Origin of the sequence: Nostoc sp. C057 (genome assembly GCF_013393925.1) — a bacterium.
Lineage (GTDB): Bacteria > Cyanobacteriota > Cyanobacteriia > Cyanobacteriales > Nostocaceae > Nostoc > Nostoc muscorum_A.
In genome coordinates this window covers 61,074-79,196 of sequence record NZ_CP040282.1, presented here as the reverse complement: position 1 = coordinate 79,196, position 18,123 = coordinate 61,074, and the positions used below count along the sequence as shown (strand labels likewise).

Here is an 18,123-nt window from a genome sequence, read left to right as displayed (position 1 = left end):
AACATCAAAAATGCTTGAGAAAGAGCTTAATTTTTGAAGTCGTATGGATAGAACTGAGCAATCTCCCAAGGCAGTTTTATGATGGACGAACTGCACCTCTACGAAACCGACCTGAGAAAAACTAACTAGGGCGGCTCGGCTATATAATAACTTGATTAAAGCTCTAATTTTGCTTGAATTACTACCAAGATAAGAAGTAATTATACAATTTGAATAAAGAAGCAAGGTTACTTTATTTTTTATTTACGATGAATTTTTGGTTTTTATCTTGAATTTGTAAGAGTTCAGGGATGGTGACAAAGCGATAGCCCTGATTGCGAAAATTGGCAATAATTTCTGGTAAAGCCTGTACAGTCCTAGAACGATTACCACCACCATCATGCATCAATACAATTCCACCAGGTTTTGCCTCTCCGAATGCATTGCTGATTAATTTGGAAACAGCAGGACGGGAATAGTCTACAGAGTCAGATGACCACAAAATAATAGCGTATTTACTATTTCTAGCGTAGTCAACTACGCCATTATGCATCACTCCTCCGGGTGGTCGAAATAAATTTGTTTTTAAGCCTGTAGTTTTAAAAATAATATCTTCGGTGTGGTCAATTTCATAAGCAGCAGCTTGTGGATTCAAGAATTGATACCAATGATGCCAAGTGTGGTTGCCAATGACATGACCTTCAGCAATTTCCTGCTTGAGTAAGTTGGGAAAATTTTTGACATTCTCTCCAACCACAAAAAATGTCCCTTTGATCTGATTTTTTTTCAGGATATCTAACACTTGTGCTGTACTTTCAGGCCAGGGGCCATCATCAAAGGTGAGAGCAATGACTTTCTGTTCGGGAGAGAGTTTTGCTGATTCAATTATCGCACCTTGAAAACTTGATGGAATAGAGTCAGAAAAACCCTTTACTTGTGCTTCCTCCTGCCAGCTTTTAAGCATCGCTGTCTTGAATTCCTCAACTCGTTGTTGAGTGACGACATTTGCCGCTACATTATTTACATTTAGAGTCTGTTTTGATTCCAACTGAAAAAGATTTATTTTGCTCAAGATGATTAAACTCAGACTAAAACCACCACATAAGATAAGCAGCCCAACTAATTTCCCTGGAGTCCAAAGACTCTGCTTATTATTAATCACGTAAAATACCTAAAAAATAGTCAAATAATCAGTCATCGTGCTGATCGGAAGTTAGAATTTTTATCTGCTTGTCTTCAGAGAAAGTATAGCCATCTATTTATGTATTGCCAAGAGTTCGATTGCTTATTGTCCAATTTAGCAGGTTAAGATTTATTCTGTTAAAGACCCTAACAAACACTCTGCCTTAGTCAATCCACTATTGGTGTTAGATTATCTTGTTCATATTTAGAAAATCTTTACTTTCTAGAATGGATTTGCTTGGGTTTCAATACAATTATCTAAATAAACACACTTTCGTCATCACTTTGTAATATTTCTATCAACTAAGTATGTAATCATCTTGGAATCATCAATTCAAATTAGCTGTCAATGACTAATCTAGCAAATCCAGAACATAGTAATTCTATTTGACTACCAGTAGAGTCTTTATTAAGACTGACATTGCAAACTAATCTTACTATGTTTTTGGCAAGCAGATTATAGATGTTCCGCATCAATCCAAAAAACCACCAAATAAATAAGTTTATCCTGAAAATAACTCCATGAGATTACGCAGTTTTCTCCTAACTATTATGAGTACTGTATTAATAACATCACCCAGTTTAGCGGCTGATATCAAATCTCAAATATCTGATAATAATCGGAGTCATTTAGAGTCAGCAAGAGATTGGAATTATTTATTGGCTAACTATCCAAGCCGAGTCAGTATACAGAGAAATTTGATTCCCCAACTCAAGCAACCAGAGATTTTCACGAATATAAACGAGCCTTCTTTATTTGGTGGAATCATCTCATTAGGCAAAGAGATACCAGAATTAAAGTCTCAAATTAGAGCATTAATGGCTCATTACAGTTTTCTCAAACCGGGAATGTTTTTCTTAGATGTAGAAACAGGAAATTATTTGAATATTGATGGCGAAAAAGTATTTCCGGCAGCTAGTACTATTAAATATCCAATTTTAATTGCTTTATTTGAACAAGTAGATGCGGGTAAAATCAAACTTGATGAAAAGCTAGTGATGCGGCGTGACTTAGTAGCGAGTGGTTCTGGTGACTTACAGTATAAACGAGCAGGACTCAAACTGAGTGTAATGGAAACTGTTAACAAAATGATTACGATCAGTGATAATACTGCTAGTAATATGATTATTGATCGTCTAGGCACAAAAGCAAAACTCAATCAACGTTTCCACGCTTGGGGACTAAAAAACACAGTAATTCGCAATATGTTAGGAGACTTTAAAGGTACTAACACTACTAGTCCGGCAGATTTAGTCAGGTTGTCAGCCTTAGTTGACCAACATAAGTTGATTTCAGAGGGTAGTCAGTTCCAAGTAATAGATATCTTGCGTCATTGTCATAATAATAAGTTACTGGCGGCTGGTGTGGGCAAAGGTGGAACTATTGCTCATAAAACTGGAGATATTGGATTTTTGGTTGGGGATGCAGGAATTATTAGTTTGCCAAATGGGAAGCATTACTTGGCAGGTATTTTTGTGATTAGACCCCATGATGATGAGCGAGGAAGGGAGTTTGTACGCCAAGTATCGCGGCTAGTTTATCAGTATCTAGATCAACCAAAATTATCCCAGAAATATTAATTTAATTTTACTTAAGGTTAATTGTACTTAAAGCTACACCTTGATAATAATGCCCTAAAATTTGCAGGTAGTTTACTCCTCTTTTCGCTAAATTGTATGCGCCCCATTGACTCATGCCTAAAGCATGACCAAAGCCAAGTCCTTGAAGAATAAAACTACCATTTGCTGCTTTGGTAAGGATAAAGTGGGTACTTTTAATTTTGAGGGCTGTACGTACTTTTTCGCCACGCAGTACAATGGTTGCTTTATCACCAACGATTTTTAAGGCTTTAACACTACCAAAAGGTGAGTAGGTTTGTGCAATCATATCTAAAACATTGCCGACACTAGAAATCCTGGCGCTAATTTCTCTTTGGGAGAAAGTTTTTACCCATTTGCACTCGCTAACATTTTGATCGTAATCTTCAACAGCACGCAGGTAAGGCTCGTGGCTTCCCCAAACATCTTCAACATTTTCAGTATGTCCTCCAGAACAATCATGAAAAACTGAGAGAATAATACTGTCTTCATAAGTTAGTACCTGTTTATCAGTAGCATCGACGGCGGCATAAGTACTAGGAGTTTCATTGATTACTCCTTTATAATTTTGCCAGTGATCTGGACTATCACCTAAATCGTAAACAGGATTATTACGCTGTTTTTCTCGCTCATAGAAAGCAAAAGTCCGGGCGGCAACTGCTTGTGCTTTCAAAGCTTCAGCAGGCCACTCAGTATCCATTTCGCCACCAACAACACTGTAGAGATACTCTTGGTCATCAACCCAGTTAACGGCGGTTAGTCCTTTCTCTGTTGGCACAACAAGAGTTCTGCCTCGATACCAGTGTTCGCCAATGTAAACGAATCCCTTACCTGTGGGTTCAATCCAAAATAAACCAGACTGCCATTTATCTAAAGCCACACCGCCTGGAATAGCTTGGGCATAAAATGAACTCATTGCTGGTAATTGTCCGAGAGTATGACCAGTACTATCTTTAACCAACGCAGTTGTAGAACTGCCAACTGTTACCTGATTAACACCCCTCTCGATTGCTATTCGCAGTATTACAGATGCTTGACTTGGGGTAGCTAAACTCATCCATAATAAGGCACTTACCCACCAATGACCTACTTTTATCTGTGTAAATAAAGTTTTTAATAACAATTGGCATTTCATGTAATACATTTAAAAAGAGTTTTAAATTTCTATCCAATGTTATCTCTAATACCGTAGATTGCGTATATTTAATGTACTCTTCTTGGGCAATCTCATATATTTTTTATCGAACAGAATTCAGGAGTCAGAAGTCAGGAGTCAGAATGGACTAAACCTTAGCTATCCGCTAACAGAATGAGTTCTGTACGAAAAAGCGGATAGCGCACCGTAAAGCCAACTCTTAGAGAGGCTGCGCCCTAAGCGTAGCTATGCCGCAGGCTTTACGGCATGGCAACGCTTAGAGCGAGTCCGCGAACGTCTGAGTTCTGATTACTGAATTCAGAATAGTTGAATTCTTCTTCAATCGTCCCTCCAGATAAATCCGGTATCTGTAGCTCAATAGTAGGGTTAATATGAAATTTGACACTCGGCTAAAAACAAACTATGCCCAAGACTTGGAACATCAAGATAGATAACTATTTTCAAGCCAACCCCAATTGCATCATCGCCACTGCTCATGTAGACTCGTTCCCCACAGACCTACCCCTAGAACCGAACATCCGCGAACCGAACCGTAAAAGCGCAACCTACAGACAAATGTTCGACTCACTGACAACCGAACCTGCAAAATTCTTCTCGCGTCACAGTGGAATCGTTCTGTCAGCTAATATTGCTAAACCTGTTAAGAACAAAACTGAACTGGAGCTAGAAGTCTTAGAAGCTAACGAGGGGGGTAGTGATGGGATTATTAACGGGGGGCATACAGTTTTAGCTTTTGAGCAAGCGAAAAATTACAAATATGACCTAACCGAAGCCAGGGTAAAAGTTACGATCCACATCGGATTGAGTGAAGAATCAGCCAAAGATATAGCCCTAGCTTCAAATACTACAACACCAGTAGATTCTCGCTCCAAAGTCAACGCCAGGGGTGATTACAAATTCATCAAGCAGTATTTAGCCCAGTTAGAACAGAAGGAAGATAGAAAATTCCGCATCGCTTATTACCAAAACCAAAGTGGCGCTCCCAGAAACGCTCAGTGTAATATCACCCATTTGCTCAAGCTCCTTTACTGCCTTGATAGAAATAAATACAACCCCGACGGCAATAAACGAACCAAACACCCAGCAGGGATGAGTCTTCCAAGTAACATCACAGACGCAGAAAGAGAAAGATTAACCGCTTTACTGCCTCTCTTGACTCATGCTTTGTGGATAGAGCAAAGACTCTACGAAATAATCCAAGAATATATCAGCAACCCCAGAAGAAAGGGTGCTAACGATTTAGCATCAATAGATATACGTAAAACGACGTTGTTGCCTGATAGCAAGTATTCATTCGGGTTTGGTGCGCCAACCGACTTAGCACTACCGATAATCGCATCATATCGGGTATTTTTGGACAAGGAGTATAAATGGATTCTGCCGTTTAACGAATTCGCTGAAGATTTCCTGCAACACTTGTGGAATAACTACTTCCGTAAATACTTGGTGTCGGAGAAAACAGCAGGAAATACAGTCGGCACAAAAATCAGCCGCAATCAAGAGATTTGGGAAAGTTTGTATATCTCTGCACAAAGTTATCTAAATCAGCACTTGGTAAAAATGGTTAACTCTAGCAAGAAAGAAGAGGAATCGAAAGTGACACAAAGTACAAAAAAAAGGGGAAAAGGGAAAAGCGATGAACTCAACGCGACTACTGTCCCTAAATAGCCCAGCTAATTAACACCCCAATATTTTGGCATTTGTTACTTTTGCAAGATGTCTACTAAGCAATAAAAAACGACTCTGCAACACTGAGTAGAAAATAAACGCTTGGTAAAGAATGAGACTTGTCCCGATTAATAGCAAATGCAAGTATAGACCAACCATTGATTTTTATGCAAGCAAATCGCAGTTATGTTAGTATTCAGATGAATCTCGGTTCTAGTGGGGAACAGCCGCTAGAGGAAACGGGGAAAGTCCGGTGTAAATCCGGCGCTGTCCCGCAGCTGTAAACAAGGCTTGCCTTGTGAGTCAGAATGCCCGCCGAAGTTGACTTGTAAATTTTGTACATCTGCGAGGCACAGATAAGTATTTTTATGAAGGTTTATACAACTATTCAGCTTTACATTCTCATAGTCCCATATATCAAGACGCTACAGATTACGACTTTCTATGAGAGGGTAAGCGGTTAATTTTCGGTAGAAATTGTGTCTTGAGATCCAGCGATCGCGATCGCCACTCCAGGATGAGAGTATCACTTGAAATATAGTCACAGCAACAAAAAACTCTTCCCAATCACGCATAGGAATTGCTAAGTTACTAAATTAATACTTCAGTTAATTATCATGCCGAAATTCTATCTTCACCGAACTGGGAAGATTCCTACTGCTATTCATCCCTTTGTTAAACAAACGGCTCTTCCTCAAGGCAAACACAAGCCCAGTCTACTGCAATGGAAAATTATTCAAGATGTTCAAAACATTGCAATATCGATGTATCGGATGATTTATATTGCGATTGCCGACCGTGGGCAGTTACGACATCACTCCTCTGATTCAGGACGAGCAGCAATGAGTAAACGGTTGGATCGACTCAAATAGGTGTACAAGATCGTTCAAAAAAATGCCAAGTTTATTATATTCTGTAATTGTTTTTTTTCTGCTATTAGTAATTGGAATTGCGGCTTATTTCCTAACTGCCCGCAAGTATCAATCCTCATCCACAGTTGCCAATTCCTACGATCAATGGACACTTGACGGCATCCTAGAGTTTTATTGGGGAGAACACATTCACCTTGGTCACTACGGTTCGCCGCCACGACGAAAGGATTTTTTGGCTGCTAAATCTGACTTTGTACATTCTATGGTTAAATGGGGTGGAATAGAAAAATTACCCCCTGGTGCTACCGTCTTAGATGTTGGCTGTGGTATTGGCGGCAGTAGTCGGATTTTAGCGCGAGATTATGGGTTTGCTGTCACAGGGATTACCATCAGTCCTATTCAGGTGAAACGCGCCCAGGAATTAACACCTTTTGGGCTAAATGCCCAGTTTGCGGTTGATGATGCAATGGCATTGTCGTTTCCAGATGCCAGTTTTGATGTGGTCTGGTCAATCGAAGCAGGTCCCCACATGCCAGATAAAACCATTTTTGCTAGAGAATTAATGCGGGTGCTAAAGCCTGGTGGAATGTTGGTTGTAGCTGACTGGAATCAGAGGGATGACCGCCAAAAGCCGCTAAATTTTTGGGAGAAACGAGTAATGCGGCAACTCCTCGACCAGTGGTCTCATCCAGCTTTTTCCAGCATTGAAGGTTTTTCCGAGCTTTTGGCAGGAACAGAATTGGTTGAAGGGGAGGTAATTACGGCAGACTGGACGCAAGAAACCCTTCCTTCTTGGTTCGATTCAATTTGGCAAGGAGTGGCTCGACCAGAGGGATTAGTGCGTTTTGGGCTGTCTGGTTTCATCAAGTCTGTGCGCGAGGTACCGACGCTTTTACTGATGCGTTTGGCGTTTGGTGCAGGATTGTGTCGATTTGGAATGTTCCGGGCTGTGCGGGCAGAGGGAAGCACAGAATTCATGGACAGAAACTTTGCTAACCAAAATCCCTCAAGCTTGGTTAGGTAGCGATCGCAGCTATTTATGAATATTTGGATTTTAAATAAGTTTGGGGGGGTTAAATCCTCTAGTTCTAGAGGCAGAACACAATTGAAGCCTAACTAAATCCCCGTCACAAAACGTAATTATGAATTATGAATTATCGAATTAAGGGATTTGTCGCAGTTCCAAACAAAGCTATCCGTCTGGTATTACAGGGGGTTGGTAATCGATTTGACTACTTTTATGACCATCTTTGGCAACCCCAGGAACCTCGTCAAACGCGATTAGTATTGATTGGACGAGAGCTTGAGCAGGTTCGGATTGAATCATTGGTGTTGGGGGAGGAAGTCAATGCGACCATCCAATAGTGTTTGGCAAGGAAATTTTGGCTACTGGCAAAATAGTTTTATTCATAATAATCTGCTGGTCATTGGTTACACAGCATGGAAAGGATTTCAGTCATTTGGACGGGGAGTTGTCTTATGTGATGTAGATACTCAAGTTACTCAGTCAACAATTACAAACTTTGATACAGTTCCCTTCACCCTCCAGTTTCTCCCCTGCGATCTAATTGGGCTTTACTTGCAATCACAATCACTTAACTCATCTATAATCTCATCAATTTTTCCAGCAGTCGCAACATACAATCCCCATCAAGATATTCTTCTGGTGCTAAAGGTTGAACCTCAGATTGAGGTTAATTTTTTACACCAACTAAAAATTACTCCACCCGATTGCTACGAACAAGTTTGCAAGCGTTGGTCAGAATTTCAACCAAGCTTAATGCCCTAATAGTTACTTTATTCCTCAATGCTCAAACCACAATCAAGCAAGATTCCGAAACCTACTCGCTACCAAAATGCGGCGATAGATTATTACATGAACCTATCCCACTAATATGAAAATGTGGTAATCTACTTCTCATTTGAGAAGGGTGTATCACTGTATGGCTGGACGTTTTGAAGGACTGAGTGACGAAGAAATGGAAGTTGTTTGAAGATATATTTTCTGAGGAGGCATCTAAACGTGGCAAAGGAATGCCTCATGCACCATATCGTCATGTATTAAATAGTCTGTTGTACATTTTAATTACTGGGTGTCGATGGTGTGACCTACCACGTGGGGGTGTATGGGCATCGAAAAGCTCTTCCCACCGATGGTTAAAGCGATGGCGCTCAGATGGAACATTTGAATATTTACAAGGACGTATCTTAGCAATCGCTGATGAGAAAGGTCTTATAAACTGGGATTTTGGAGCTATTGATGGCTCTTTTTCCCCGCTTGATGGGAGGAGGTGAGGAAATTGCTTATGGTGGCAAGGGGAAAGGTGTTCTTATTCACACACTGACTGAAGGCAATGGAATGCCCCTAGCTAACTCCACCACTGCCGCCAATAGTAACGAGACAGAACAAGTATTACCTCTACTTGACAAAGTAAAACTGAAAACTTTAAAACGGGGTAGACCACGTAAAAAACTTAAGGTACTGGCTACTGATAAAGGTTACGATTCAAAGGAAAAACGTGCTGCCCTCCGTAAGCGAGGCATTCGACCCCAAATACCAAAACGGGTTTGGAAAACCAAGAAAAATAGAGGTAGACCTATTAAAATCTCTGTTCCCAGATATCAGCAAGAACGTTGTTTTGCTTGGTATCAACGTAAATATCGTCGCCTAGTTGTTCGTTGGGAACGTAAAAAAGTATATTTTGATGCATTCATTGATCTTGCTACTATTCATATCTGGATTCAAAGAATTTTATTAGTGGGATAGATTCATGGGACTCACAAATTCCGACTATCTCCATTATGGGTATTGGGAGCCACTACCTACTTATGGTGAAGAATTAACTCTAACTCGCCTGCGTGTGGCGCAAGAAAACTATGCAGCCAAACTTTTCAGTTTTATCCCAGAGGGGACAAAAACTGTGCTTGACGTAGGCTGTGGCATTGGTGGTAATGCGGCATATTTGTGTGATCGCGGTTTTAGTGTTGAGAGATTAGCACCCGATGCACTTCAGCAAGAGAGATTTATTCAAAATACCAACGGTAAAGTACCTTTTTACTTAACTAGATTTGAAGATTTTCACTCATCAAACTCCTACGATTTAGTTCTGTTGAGTGAAAGCAGTCAATATATTGCTGTTGACGATTTGGCTCAGGGTGCGGCTTGTTTATTGAGTAATGGTGGCTACCTGCTGGTTGCCGATATGATGCGTTCTAATGCGGAATACAGAGAAGGTATTTTTTCTAATTGTCATATCGCCACTGAACTCCAAGCGACTTTAGTTCAGGCTGGATTCAAGTTAATCAAAACTGAAGACATTTCAACCCATATTGCGCCAACGATTGACTTGTGTGTTGATAACTTTCGTACTTTTGGGCTGACAACGGTCAAATATATTGCTGATGTTGTGGCGATCGCTGTTCCTCCATTACATACACTCGGTCGTTGGGCATTTAAGCGCTGGCTGGAAAAGTTGGTTGTCGAAGGGTTAGCAGCACGCGCAATTTTTGAAAGCCATTTATGTTATTCCATCCAACTCTGGCAGTTATCAAAAAGAGTTTAATCAAGATGACCCCAGAAATAAACATCCGAGATTTCTAACAAGCTTTTATCGCCACCAAATATATTAATAATTGGTTACGAGGCTTGGATTGGTTATTGAAGAGGAGTATGTTGACAAACAGAGCGATGGTCTCGAAGATTATTATCGCCGCAGGCGATGGCTCTTTGCGTGTACAAGACTGCCGACGCACCAGAAGACATCGCTTGGCAACTAAAATTAAACTAGTAAATGGTATTACGAATTGAGCTAACGTTTGTAAACCAAAAATCCAGCTATTGCATCTAAAAGTGCTTCTGGCTCATCTGCGCGGATCAAATGACTGCTATTCTCAAAAATTCTCAAATCGGCATTAGGAATTGCCTGAGCAATTTCTTCAGAAAACTCTGGAGCGCAAATCCAGTCATACCGGCCTGCAATAACTAGAGTGGGTGCAGTAATTTTATGTAACTGGTCAAGAATATTGTAGGTGCGGAGGAAACCGCCAAAAGCAACATTGATCGCATCAATTGAGAGAATATTCCTCTGCCAAGCAATGCCTGACTTAATGGGATCATATCTTAGCGAATACATTGGTCCCAACACTTGAAAATACTGTCTTAGCTGTTCCTCATTTTCAAAGTTCCCATCCCAAAGTCGCTGAACGCTTGCTTTTTGTTCCTCAGTTCCTTTTGATGCCAAGATTTCCTTAGCTCTTTCTAAAAAGCCACTATGGGCTGCCGTGGCAATCACAATCAGATGAGAGACATTTTGAGGATAGCGAACTGCATAAGTTAGAGCCACCATACCACCGTAAGAACTACCAATCACAACAATTTTCTCAAGACCAAGGTGTTGGCGCAATGCTTCCATATCTTCAACATTATTGTCTAAAGTATAGGTTTCTTTAGACCCACGGGCAGACCTTCCTTGACCGCGATGGTCAAAATAAACTAGTTGTAGTTTTCGGCTTAAAGTCGAGAAAGTTGGTTTGAAGGAAGTATGATCCGCACCGGGCCCCCCGTGAATTAGAAAGGCAACAGGTTTAGAGCAGATGCTCGCGCCATCCACCACTAGTGCAGAACCTTCCACATCAAAGAAAATCTCTGTATCTCGTATTTTCGCTCGCATTTTTGGGATTATTATATAAAATCAAATGACTTCAAATATATATCAGACTTTTACCCTTATGTTGGGAACTACCGTGTCAGGCTTCGTAGTAAGTGCGAGGATATCTGTATGGCTAAGACTTCAGGTTCTAGGTTTTGGTTCTGTACAACAAGCAGATCGTAAAGAGTCCAATTAATCGTGCCAATAATGCTGTTAATAGCAATTTGAACATTGAGCGCAGGTGGATTAAGAAATATCCGTTGAGCAATACCATCCTCAATAATGGTCAATAAAATATTGCGATAGTTTTGCCGCGCTGACTGAAGTTGTTCGGTTGCTTTCATGTCACCATAACCGACTTGCATGAAGAATAGCTTGATTAGTCCTTGATGCTGATGAAAATAGCGCAATGTGAGTAAAACAACCATTTGCATTGCCTCATCTACGGGAACATTTTGGTTTACCCCTGGCAACATTCGCCAGGGGCCGCACAAAGCCATAACAGACGTTGAACTTCTGACAATTCGCCTGGGAGCAATGGGAGTTTTTGAACTCGATTCCGGTTTGTAAGGGTGCAAGTTGCTATCAAATATTTTCAATTGGGCTGTTCCAGACTCAAATCAATCACCTCAAGGACATCTGGCAACCAGCGAACGTGTTCAATCATTTTGTCATAAGTCCGAGCTTTGTCTCTGATAAGTCTGACATAACTTTAATCCTCTTTTATTGTTACCCAATTACTCAAAACAGCTATGTAGCAACATCAAAAGAAATAGATTTAGCCCATTAATTATTTATCTCCCACACAATCCCGGAAAAAACTTACTCCAAACACTTTGCTCTTTTGAAGGTGATTCTTCTGAGCCTAAAACATTCTGTAGCCCTCGCTGATTACTCTGAATCTCCTGCATATTAAGAGAATGAATCACCTGGGCTAACTCTGGATTTTCTTCTAATAGTTCGGCTTCAAGCTCTAACTCCTGCTGCAACAGTTGGGCATTTCGGCGCAAGAACATCTGCTGATTGTGTCGTTGTATGATTTGGGATTCAGTCAGGTGTAATTGTTCTTCAAAACTCAAATCATCGTATTCGTTATACATTTTATTCAACTCCAATTAAATCAAAGTATTCTGCGAAAAGTTCCATCAAGTATTTGAGAGCTAAACAGTCGCCATAACTAGTGTATATTTGAGCAATAGTTTTGAAGATTTCTAATATATTATCAGGCGTTACTTCAGTAAAACGAGAAGCTAAATTAAATGCTGAGTTTTCATCTTCTGGCTCTAGTGGCGGTGCGTCTGTCCAGACTATTAAACCTCGCTTGTCCAGTTCTGCTAAAGAAATATCATTCACAGCATCCACAACGGAGTCAGGCGCATACTTTATTAATAGCTTAATCACCAAATAACACCTCCATAAAGTAGCTGATATCCCAGCCTCAATCTCGTAATAAATTCGTCAGTATTGCGATTACCCCAAACAGGATTACTAGGGCTTTTTATCCAGTTGATTGGACTATGACAAATCTCATTATGACAACGGTAGCACGTAGGAAATGTAGATTGACCAATGATGTCGTTGCCGTAGTAAGCGTGATGGATTTCTTCACTTCTCTTAGTCAGGCAAACGACACAATAATTGTGAGTTTTTCGGTGAGCGATCGCTACTTGTTTCTTGTACTGTTTGGGATTACCATATCGAGCATTCCAGTTTAATTCTCTGGGTATCCGAGATTTTCTAGTAATAGAGTTACTCCCTTTTCGTTTAACTCTTGCCCTGTTAATTCGTGCCACTTCTGTTTGATTTCCTGAAAATGTGGTCTTCTCCCTAATTCTGCTGCCCATTTTCTAATGTCTTCGTACCAGTCAACCTGCTGCTGTGAGGATTGCTGATTATTTTTAGAACTATTAACAGTGTCAGCCTTCGGTTTGGAATCTTGTTTTTGTTCCAGACCTTTGATATCAAATTCAGGAATCAAAGCTACAAAGGGATTAGACCGAGTGGGAATCACCAGGGCATAACGTACACCAGCTTTATCTAGTAGTTCGCAAGCTTGGCGTAACATCTCCAAAATCTCTTTTTTGACATTTACAAAGTCTTGGGGATGGTCAAGAATATAAGAGGATGTTTGCCCTGTGGCAATAAAACAGACATTCTTTAAGGATGGGCGACTAAATCCGGTTTCTCCAGAGAGCGGGGACTGGCCCATAAACACCCCATGTCCTTTAAGTCCGGCGGTGAATTTGATGATATAGTTCCAAAAACCTTGCAAGTCTTTGGCAGTATCAGCATCAACCATTCCCGGAAGTCCCTTGCCCCCACCAAATACAGAGTCCACCTCATCTTGAGCAAGAAATAATTCAGGAACACCCTGACATTCACCACCAACAATTGATACTCTAGCTTTTTGCTTATCAATTTGGTCTGTGGCAAAGGTGATCCAATTTTTTAATTCTTTCATGCCGTCAAACTTACGGCTAAACTTGCACAGCCATCTGGTGACATCATCCTTTGGATCGCTGCCGATGACAATTGCTGGCGTTTGAGATTTTGCAGCGATTTTGTTGATAATCACGCCTGCCAGCGTGGACTTCCCAGATTGTGTGCCACCAGAAAGGTAAAAATGGTGATTACTGCGAAGAGTCATATTTTGATTAGATGCAGCATTACACAGTTCATCAATCCAAGCACCATCAATTCTGATGTACTCAGGATAATTAGTTGCGATCGCTTGCAGAATTTTCATTGCACCCGGATTAATCACCGACTGCACCGACTCTTCATCGATGTCAGCAATATCGGGATTGGGAATACCAGTCGGTGAAGGTTGTTGTTGTGCTGGTGGTTCTGGGAGTGTAACCAACCCTTGCAACTGATATTCAGCTATCCACCGGGGGCGCTCTTGCATTGGTAGCCGATTCACATAATCAGCAACTCGGCGTTTAGCTGCGATTGCAGTGGTGACATAATCATAAACAGCTTCACCTTGTAAATGCTGCTTAAGTGATTTCAAGTCAGCTTCTAGCAAAGACTGGTAAACTTTTTCCTTACTTTCGCTGATTTGGGCGGATACCCCAAATAAGCCAGCACTCACAGTTCCCGCACCAAGCAGCATCCCGGTTGTTATTCGGTCAGTGTTTAAGAAAAAAGGAGCAGACAGGCATAATACAGCACTCGCTCCTAAAGAACATAAGATAGTCCGTTCTGCATGAATCACTCCACTGGCAGTTAGACGTTGTAATTCAAATGGCATAAATTTATCTCACCCCCAACGCAACACCAGCTGCAACTAATGTCAAGAAGACAAACAGGAATATCACTCCAGGCATTAACCCAATGGTGAAAGTCTTGCGGTTGAAACCGAATCCTTTAACGACTAAGCCAGCAAAGTTAAAGAAACCAACTGCCAAACCGCAAATGCAAATCATGCCAATGATCCACACCAAGAATTGACTGACTGGGCTAGCAACCGAAAGAAACCCCATTAACATTGATAAGCCTACTCCAGAGACGGCATATCCAACGAAAGATAGTTTCAACTGCATAATCATTAATAAAGGAAAAACGTAACTGATTTAGGTTCGTCACCATCAAATGAGGTTGTCCAGTTTAGAGTTTTTCCTTCTGTGTTCATCTGCTCCTGGATTTCCCTAATATTCTTTGGCATTTCCTCTAAAGTGACGGATTCTTCTGGTTTGAGGTCTTTGATATTTTGTTCTTGTTGATTTTTCATATTCTTCTCCTTCAGAACCTAAAGCTGTCTCCCACCTCATCGAACGCCTTTTCATACCCCCCAAGCTGACGCTGCTGCTCCTGTGAACCAAAGGCATGACGGATCACTGCCTCCCCTTGTAACGCCCTGGTTCGCTGCAAATCCTCCTCAACCTTCATAGCTTCACTCGAATATGCCAATTGGTTTTTATACATCTCTGCCAAGGATTGCAACTGTTTGAGCTTGTGCCGGGAGAACTTTGTATGTAGCCACTTCTGTGCTTTTAACGTGCCAGCCACTTCTGCTTCATCAAGAACCTGCTTTGCTGTAGTGTAAGCTGGCAATGTGTAGCGATCGCGGATTGATGAAGGTAAATTACCCTCAATTTGTGTTGCATCACCCACCCTTAAATCCGTTGATACCACTCCATCACCTTTACCGCCGAATAAACCAGGAAGCCATTTACCTAACATTGCTATAACTCTCCTGAACTTGTTGAACTTGTGAGCCGATGTACCGGGTTATGCCATATATCCCCATGAATGAAAACATCAAAACGGTCATTGCTGCGATCGCAGTTTGAGCCATCATTCCCCGTTGCATCAATTCCTCAATCTGTCTATTGGAATGCGATCGCGCCTTTGACTCATCAATAAGTTGCTGGACGACTAGGAATTCTTCTGTTGTCAGATTTTCTAGTGTTAAGCCGGACAGACTCAACTCGCCGTCCTTCTTCAGGTGAATATTGAATGCTTTGCGATGGGTTTGGTCTTGTTGCTCCATATATTGCCACGCCCAAAACGAGGGTTAATAGCAGCAGATTGAGTACTGCTGCTAATCCAATCAATTTATTCGGTCGCATTTGTTGGGCTAATGCCGAAAATACCCGCAACGAGTTCGTCACCGATTGCACGAAAGGAATCTACGTCAGCTTCCTCCTCCATCGCTTTAGAGACAAACTTACTCACCACGTCCTTGGGGGCATTGCGGATCGTTGATAACAACTGGTCGGCTTTGTCAGTTGTGTAAGCATCAATCCCGACGTTGAGAACATCCTCCAAGGATTGAATTTCTTGGTTAGAAACCTGAGATGCGTGAGCGATCGCTCCTTGCAATGGAGGAGTGGATTTACGGCGAGGTGAGTTTTTACCTAACTTACCGTTGCCATTTTTGGACTTGCCATTAGCAGTGGTCAGAGCAGTTGATTTCTTGGCTTGTGCAACTTGAATTGCCACTTCTTGGGCTTCGGCATCATTCAAATTATCAACATCCATGCCAATAGCTGATGCGGCGGACAAAATATCGCCCTCATCGAACTCAATCCCTTGCAAAGTAAGTATTTGTTTGATTTTTTTCATATTATTGTGTTTCTTATATGGTACTACACCACTAATATAGTCTATATTGGCTACATATCACATAAGAACCTAAAGATATTTATTTGTAGGGTTCTTGTCCCATAACCAATCTCATTCGATAATCTGGGTGATTAAATATGGATGCAACAATGCCTAGAACAAAAGCACAGGGAATGACCAGGATTGAACTTTACGTGCCAACAGCACTCTTTGAAGAAGCAGAAGAACTGGCCGAGTTTGAGGGGTGGAAATTATCAGAACTACATCGTGTATTTTGGGAAAACGGTTTTGGCATTTATGTCGAGCGCAGTAACAAGAGAATGATTAACAAACGCCTTCGTTCTAAGGCGGTGAACGACGCTGAGGCTGTAGAAGACTAACAAAGACGGAGCGCCCAGGGAAACCTGGGCATTACATTATCAAAACAGGAGTCAGGAGCCAGAATTCAGTAGGGTATTTTGTGCGACACAACGAATAGCGGTAGTTGAATCTCGACTTTGCTCGATTATCACGTAGCCGAAACTCAGTGCATCGCTGGCGGATAGCGCAACGTCAAGATTACTGACTTCTGACTTCTGACTTCTTCTTCAATGGAGGCAATATGTATCAAGATATGTATAATCTTGCTTGGGTAAAAACAGCTTGTGAACACGTCTTAGGTAAAAGCATTAGTATTAGAGCTTGGCGAAAATGGTTAAGGATATGTGGTGTACAGCAGTATGCCCGACAGGTGAGATTGAAAGAATGCTGCTATTTGTTAGGGCTTGCATATCTCAAAAGTCAAAATCTGTTCAAAAGGTATTCTTTGTCAGACGTTTCATTGTTACTCAAAAAAGATCAAGAGCGTTTTGCCCAATTTGGTATCGACTTAGAAGAACCAGATTTTCCGTTATCTGGGCGAGAACTTCCGAATTTTATCTACGACAGAACAAAGCGTAAAATCAGCTTGCGAACTGTGTATCGTTGGGCTGAAAAACACAGTATTCCCTTCTCTGTATCGAGAATTATTCCCCCACAAGAACTAATTAGATGGCTGGAATTAGGAAATGCCGCTTCTTAAAGATGAATTCAGAACCAAGAATTAGGACGCTCTCTACTAAACTCTAGAAAGCACGACTTTTTTGGACAGAATACCGGTTCTTGTTTCCTGATTTCTGACTCCTAAATTCTAATTTCTAGCCGCTCTTTTTTTTTGCACTGCTCTGTCGCAAAGCGGTACAGAATTCCGGCAGGTGTGCCGTGACATCCAAAACCCCTGCTGTGTATAGATGTCACAAAAAGCGGCATGATGTCAACAACGCCCAGAACCCTTGTGTTTCCGTTAATGTCACAAAAAGCGGCACAGTTGAACTGTGACATAAGCGTGCAGGGACAGTACTCAAAGCCATACAGAATGGGTGTCACGCGAAAAGCGCCCACTTGACGAAAAAAATAGGGATGAAAAAAGCCCCGTTTTTATGGCTTTTTATGAAGTGGGATCGACAGCCCCTGACGCTCACGGAACGCCTGCTTTTTAAGTGTGGGATTCGCTATACTCTATCCCTTACAAGCTTTTCATGACTGATGCTGGATTTTATTTCCCAAGCTTTCTATTTTTTATTTTGCAAGTTTTTCTTCTTCTTTTGTTTAGGGCACTGGATATCGACCATCAACCCATGCTCAAATACGATAGTGTGTTCTGGAGTTGCTCCATCAGTAAGGAGAGTTTTTTTCTGTTTACTCATCAACTTTATTTCCTTAATTGTGTTCTCGAAAAAATGAAGTTGATAGCCACAATCACACTCAAATGATGAAGGGAATGTTTCTTTGGGCATAAACTAATCGAAAAATTATATTTCCTTGGCATTTTTTTTCATAATCCCATTGCCCAGATGAAAAAGTGTAATCTTTTGTATAAGTTATTGAAACAGAGGAAAGCCGGTGGCATGGTTAATCTGTGAACCGCAGA

At 41.1% G+C, this 18,123-nt stretch carries 26 protein-coding genes, 1 pseudogene and 1 riboswitch; of the genes and pseudogenes, 13 read left to right on the top strand and 14 right to left on the bottom strand.

The window, feature by feature from the left end; genetic code table 11:
- Positions 1-232: 232 nt before the first annotated feature.
- Positions 233-1,141, bottom strand: a complete 909-nt coding sequence (locus FD724_RS32050; protein ID WP_179075774.1) for a polysaccharide deacetylase family protein — start codon at positions 1,139-1,141, stop codon at positions 233-235.
- A 542-nt stretch (positions 1,142-1,683) separates the two neighbouring features.
- Here FD724_RS32050 and FD724_RS32045 point away from each other — a divergent pair.
- Positions 1,684-2,742, top strand: coding sequence for a serine hydrolase (locus FD724_RS32045; protein ID WP_179075773.1), 1,059 nt, complete (start codon positions 1,684-1,686; stop codon positions 2,740-2,742).
- Positions 2,743-2,749: 7 nt separating this feature from the next.
- Here FD724_RS32045 and FD724_RS32040 read toward each other — a convergent pair whose 3' ends face one another.
- Entirely contained in the window at positions 2,750-3,895 is a 1,146-nt protein-coding gene (locus FD724_RS32040; protein WP_179075772.1) for a SpoIID/LytB domain-containing protein, read from the bottom strand.
- Positions 3,896-4,318: 423 nt separating this feature from the next.
- Here FD724_RS32040 and FD724_RS32035 point away from each other — a divergent pair, with 423 nt between their 5' ends.
- A complete protein-coding gene (locus tag FD724_RS32035; RefSeq protein ID WP_179075771.1) occupies positions 4,319-5,584 on the top strand; it encodes an AIPR family protein in 1,266 nt (421 codons plus the stop codon).
- Between the two features lie 191 nt (positions 5,585-5,775).
- Positions 5,776-5,919, top strand: a riboswitch (cobalamin riboswitch).
- A gap of 90 nt (positions 5,920-6,009) precedes the next feature.
- On the opposite strand, the gene FD724_RS32030 is transcribed toward FD724_RS32035, so the two are convergent.
- Positions 6,010-6,159: a hypothetical protein gene (locus FD724_RS32030; RefSeq protein ID WP_179075770.1), complete on the bottom strand. Its 150-nt coding sequence runs from the start codon at positions 6,157-6,159 to the stop codon at positions 6,010-6,012.
- A gap of 42 nt (positions 6,160-6,201) precedes the next feature.
- Between FD724_RS32030 and FD724_RS32025 the strand changes: the two genes are divergently transcribed.
- The 8 genes and pseudogenes from FD724_RS32025 (at position 6,202) to FD724_RS31990 (ending at position 10,264) form a co-directional block, all read left to right on the top strand.
- The gene (locus tag FD724_RS32025; protein WP_179075769.1) at positions 6,202-6,456 is read left to right on the top strand and encodes a hypothetical protein; all 255 of its coding nucleotides are present in this window, start codon (positions 6,202-6,204) and stop codon (positions 6,454-6,456) included.
- A 22-nt stretch (positions 6,457-6,478) separates the two neighbouring features.
- Positions 6,479-7,480: a methyltransferase domain-containing protein gene (locus FD724_RS32020; RefSeq protein ID WP_179075768.1), complete on the top strand. Its 1,002-nt coding sequence runs from the start codon at positions 6,479-6,481 to the stop codon at positions 7,478-7,480.
- A 131-nt stretch (positions 7,481-7,611) separates the two neighbouring features.
- Positions 7,612-7,821, top strand: a pseudogene (locus FD724_RS32015) (GTP-binding protein); the annotation flags it as partial.
- A complete protein-coding gene (locus FD724_RS32010) occupies positions 7,805-8,245 on the top strand; it encodes a hypothetical protein (RefSeq protein WP_179075766.1) in 441 nt (146 codons plus the stop codon). The pseudogene FD724_RS32015 and the gene FD724_RS32010, both read left to right, overlap by 17 nt.
- Positions 8,246-8,424: 179 nt before the next feature.
- Positions 8,425-8,751, top strand: a complete 327-nt coding sequence (locus FD724_RS32005) for a transposase (protein ID WP_256874645.1) — start codon at positions 8,425-8,427, stop codon at positions 8,749-8,751.
- A complete protein-coding gene (locus FD724_RS32000) occupies positions 8,717-9,223 on the top strand; it encodes a transposase (protein WP_179075765.1) in 507 nt (168 codons plus the stop codon). The genes FD724_RS32005 and FD724_RS32000 overlap by 35 nt, the downstream gene beginning before the upstream one ends.
- Before the next feature lie 4 nt (positions 9,224-9,227).
- A complete protein-coding gene (locus FD724_RS31995) occupies positions 9,228-10,019 on the top strand; it encodes a bifunctional 2-polyprenyl-6-hydroxyphenol methylase/3-demethylubiquinol 3-O-methyltransferase UbiG (protein WP_179075764.1) in 792 nt (263 codons plus the stop codon).
- Between the two features lie 107 nt (positions 10,020-10,126).
- Positions 10,127-10,264: a hypothetical protein gene (locus FD724_RS31990; RefSeq protein WP_179075763.1), complete on the top strand. Its 138-nt coding sequence runs from the start codon at positions 10,127-10,129 to the stop codon at positions 10,262-10,264.
- Position 10,265: 1 nt separating this feature from the next.
- On the opposite strand, the gene FD724_RS31985 is transcribed toward FD724_RS31990, so the two are convergent.
- The 4 genes from FD724_RS31985 to FD724_RS31970 form a co-directional block, all read right to left on the bottom strand.
- Positions 10,266-11,126, bottom strand: a complete 861-nt coding sequence (locus FD724_RS31985) for an alpha/beta fold hydrolase (protein WP_179075762.1) — start codon at positions 11,124-11,126, stop codon at positions 10,266-10,268.
- A gap of 68 nt (positions 11,127-11,194) precedes the next feature.
- Positions 11,195-11,704, bottom strand: a complete 510-nt coding sequence (locus FD724_RS31980; RefSeq protein WP_179075761.1) for a hypothetical protein — start codon at positions 11,702-11,704, stop codon at positions 11,195-11,197.
- A 195-nt stretch (positions 11,705-11,899) separates the two neighbouring features.
- On the bottom strand, positions 11,900-12,205 hold the full coding sequence (locus FD724_RS31975) for a hypothetical protein (RefSeq protein WP_179075760.1): 306 nt from the start codon (positions 12,203-12,205) through the stop codon (positions 11,900-11,902).
- 1 nt (position 12,206) lies between these two features.
- A complete protein-coding gene (locus tag FD724_RS31970; protein ID WP_179075759.1) occupies positions 12,207-12,506 on the bottom strand; it encodes a hypothetical protein in 300 nt (99 codons plus the stop codon).
- Positions 12,507-12,622: 116 nt separating this feature from the next.
- Here FD724_RS31970 and FD724_RS31965 point away from each other — a divergent pair, with 116 nt between their 5' ends.
- Complete coding sequence (locus tag FD724_RS31965; RefSeq protein WP_218651549.1) at positions 12,623-12,820, top strand: hypothetical protein; 198 nt, start codon at positions 12,623-12,625, stop codon at positions 12,818-12,820.
- Here the strand turns inward: FD724_RS31965 and FD724_RS31960 are convergent.
- The 6 genes from FD724_RS31960 to FD724_RS31935 all read right to left on the bottom strand — a co-directional run bounded on the left by FD724_RS31960 (position 12,817) and on the right by FD724_RS31935 (position 16,175).
- Positions 12,817-14,358, bottom strand: coding sequence for a hypothetical protein (locus FD724_RS31960; protein WP_179075757.1), 1,542 nt, complete (start codon positions 14,356-14,358; stop codon positions 12,817-12,819). The genes FD724_RS31965 and FD724_RS31960 overlap by 4 nt on opposite strands.
- Positions 14,359-14,362: 4 nt before the next feature.
- Complete coding sequence (locus FD724_RS31955; RefSeq protein WP_179075756.1) at positions 14,363-14,650, bottom strand: hypothetical protein; 288 nt, start codon at positions 14,648-14,650, stop codon at positions 14,363-14,365.
- 5 nt (positions 14,651-14,655) lie between these two features.
- Positions 14,656-14,838 (bottom strand): hypothetical protein, encoded by a 183-nt coding sequence (locus tag FD724_RS31950; RefSeq protein ID WP_179075755.1) that lies wholly within the window; start codon positions 14,836-14,838, stop codon positions 14,656-14,658.
- Positions 14,839-14,849: 11 nt separating this feature from the next.
- Positions 14,850-15,290, bottom strand: a complete 441-nt coding sequence (locus FD724_RS31945; protein ID WP_179075754.1) for a hypothetical protein — start codon at positions 15,288-15,290, stop codon at positions 14,850-14,852.
- Positions 15,280-15,600 (bottom strand): hypothetical protein, encoded by a 321-nt coding sequence (locus tag FD724_RS31940; RefSeq protein WP_179075753.1) that lies wholly within the window; start codon positions 15,598-15,600, stop codon positions 15,280-15,282. The genes FD724_RS31945 and FD724_RS31940 overlap by 11 nt, the downstream gene beginning before the upstream one ends.
- A 65-nt stretch (positions 15,601-15,665) precedes the next feature.
- Positions 15,666-16,175, bottom strand: coding sequence for a hypothetical protein (locus FD724_RS31935; protein ID WP_179075752.1), 510 nt, complete (start codon positions 16,173-16,175; stop codon positions 15,666-15,668).
- A 149-nt stretch (positions 16,176-16,324) separates the two neighbouring features.
- Here FD724_RS31935 and FD724_RS31930 point away from each other — a divergent pair, with 149 nt between their 5' ends.
- Both FD724_RS31930 and FD724_RS31925 read left to right on the top strand, forming a co-directional pair.
- Positions 16,325-16,555, top strand: a complete 231-nt coding sequence (locus FD724_RS31930) for a hypothetical protein (protein ID WP_256874644.1) — start codon at positions 16,325-16,327, stop codon at positions 16,553-16,555.
- Positions 16,556-16,776: 221 nt separating this feature from the next.
- A complete protein-coding gene (locus FD724_RS31925; RefSeq protein ID WP_114080764.1) occupies positions 16,777-17,235 on the top strand; it encodes a DNA-binding protein in 459 nt (152 codons plus the stop codon).
- Between the two features lie 529 nt (positions 17,236-17,764).
- Here the strand turns inward: FD724_RS31925 and FD724_RS31920 are convergent.
- Positions 17,765-17,989 (bottom strand): hypothetical protein, encoded by a 225-nt coding sequence (locus FD724_RS31920; protein ID WP_179075750.1) that lies wholly within the window; start codon positions 17,987-17,989, stop codon positions 17,765-17,767.
- Positions 17,990-18,123: the final 134 nt, after the last annotated feature.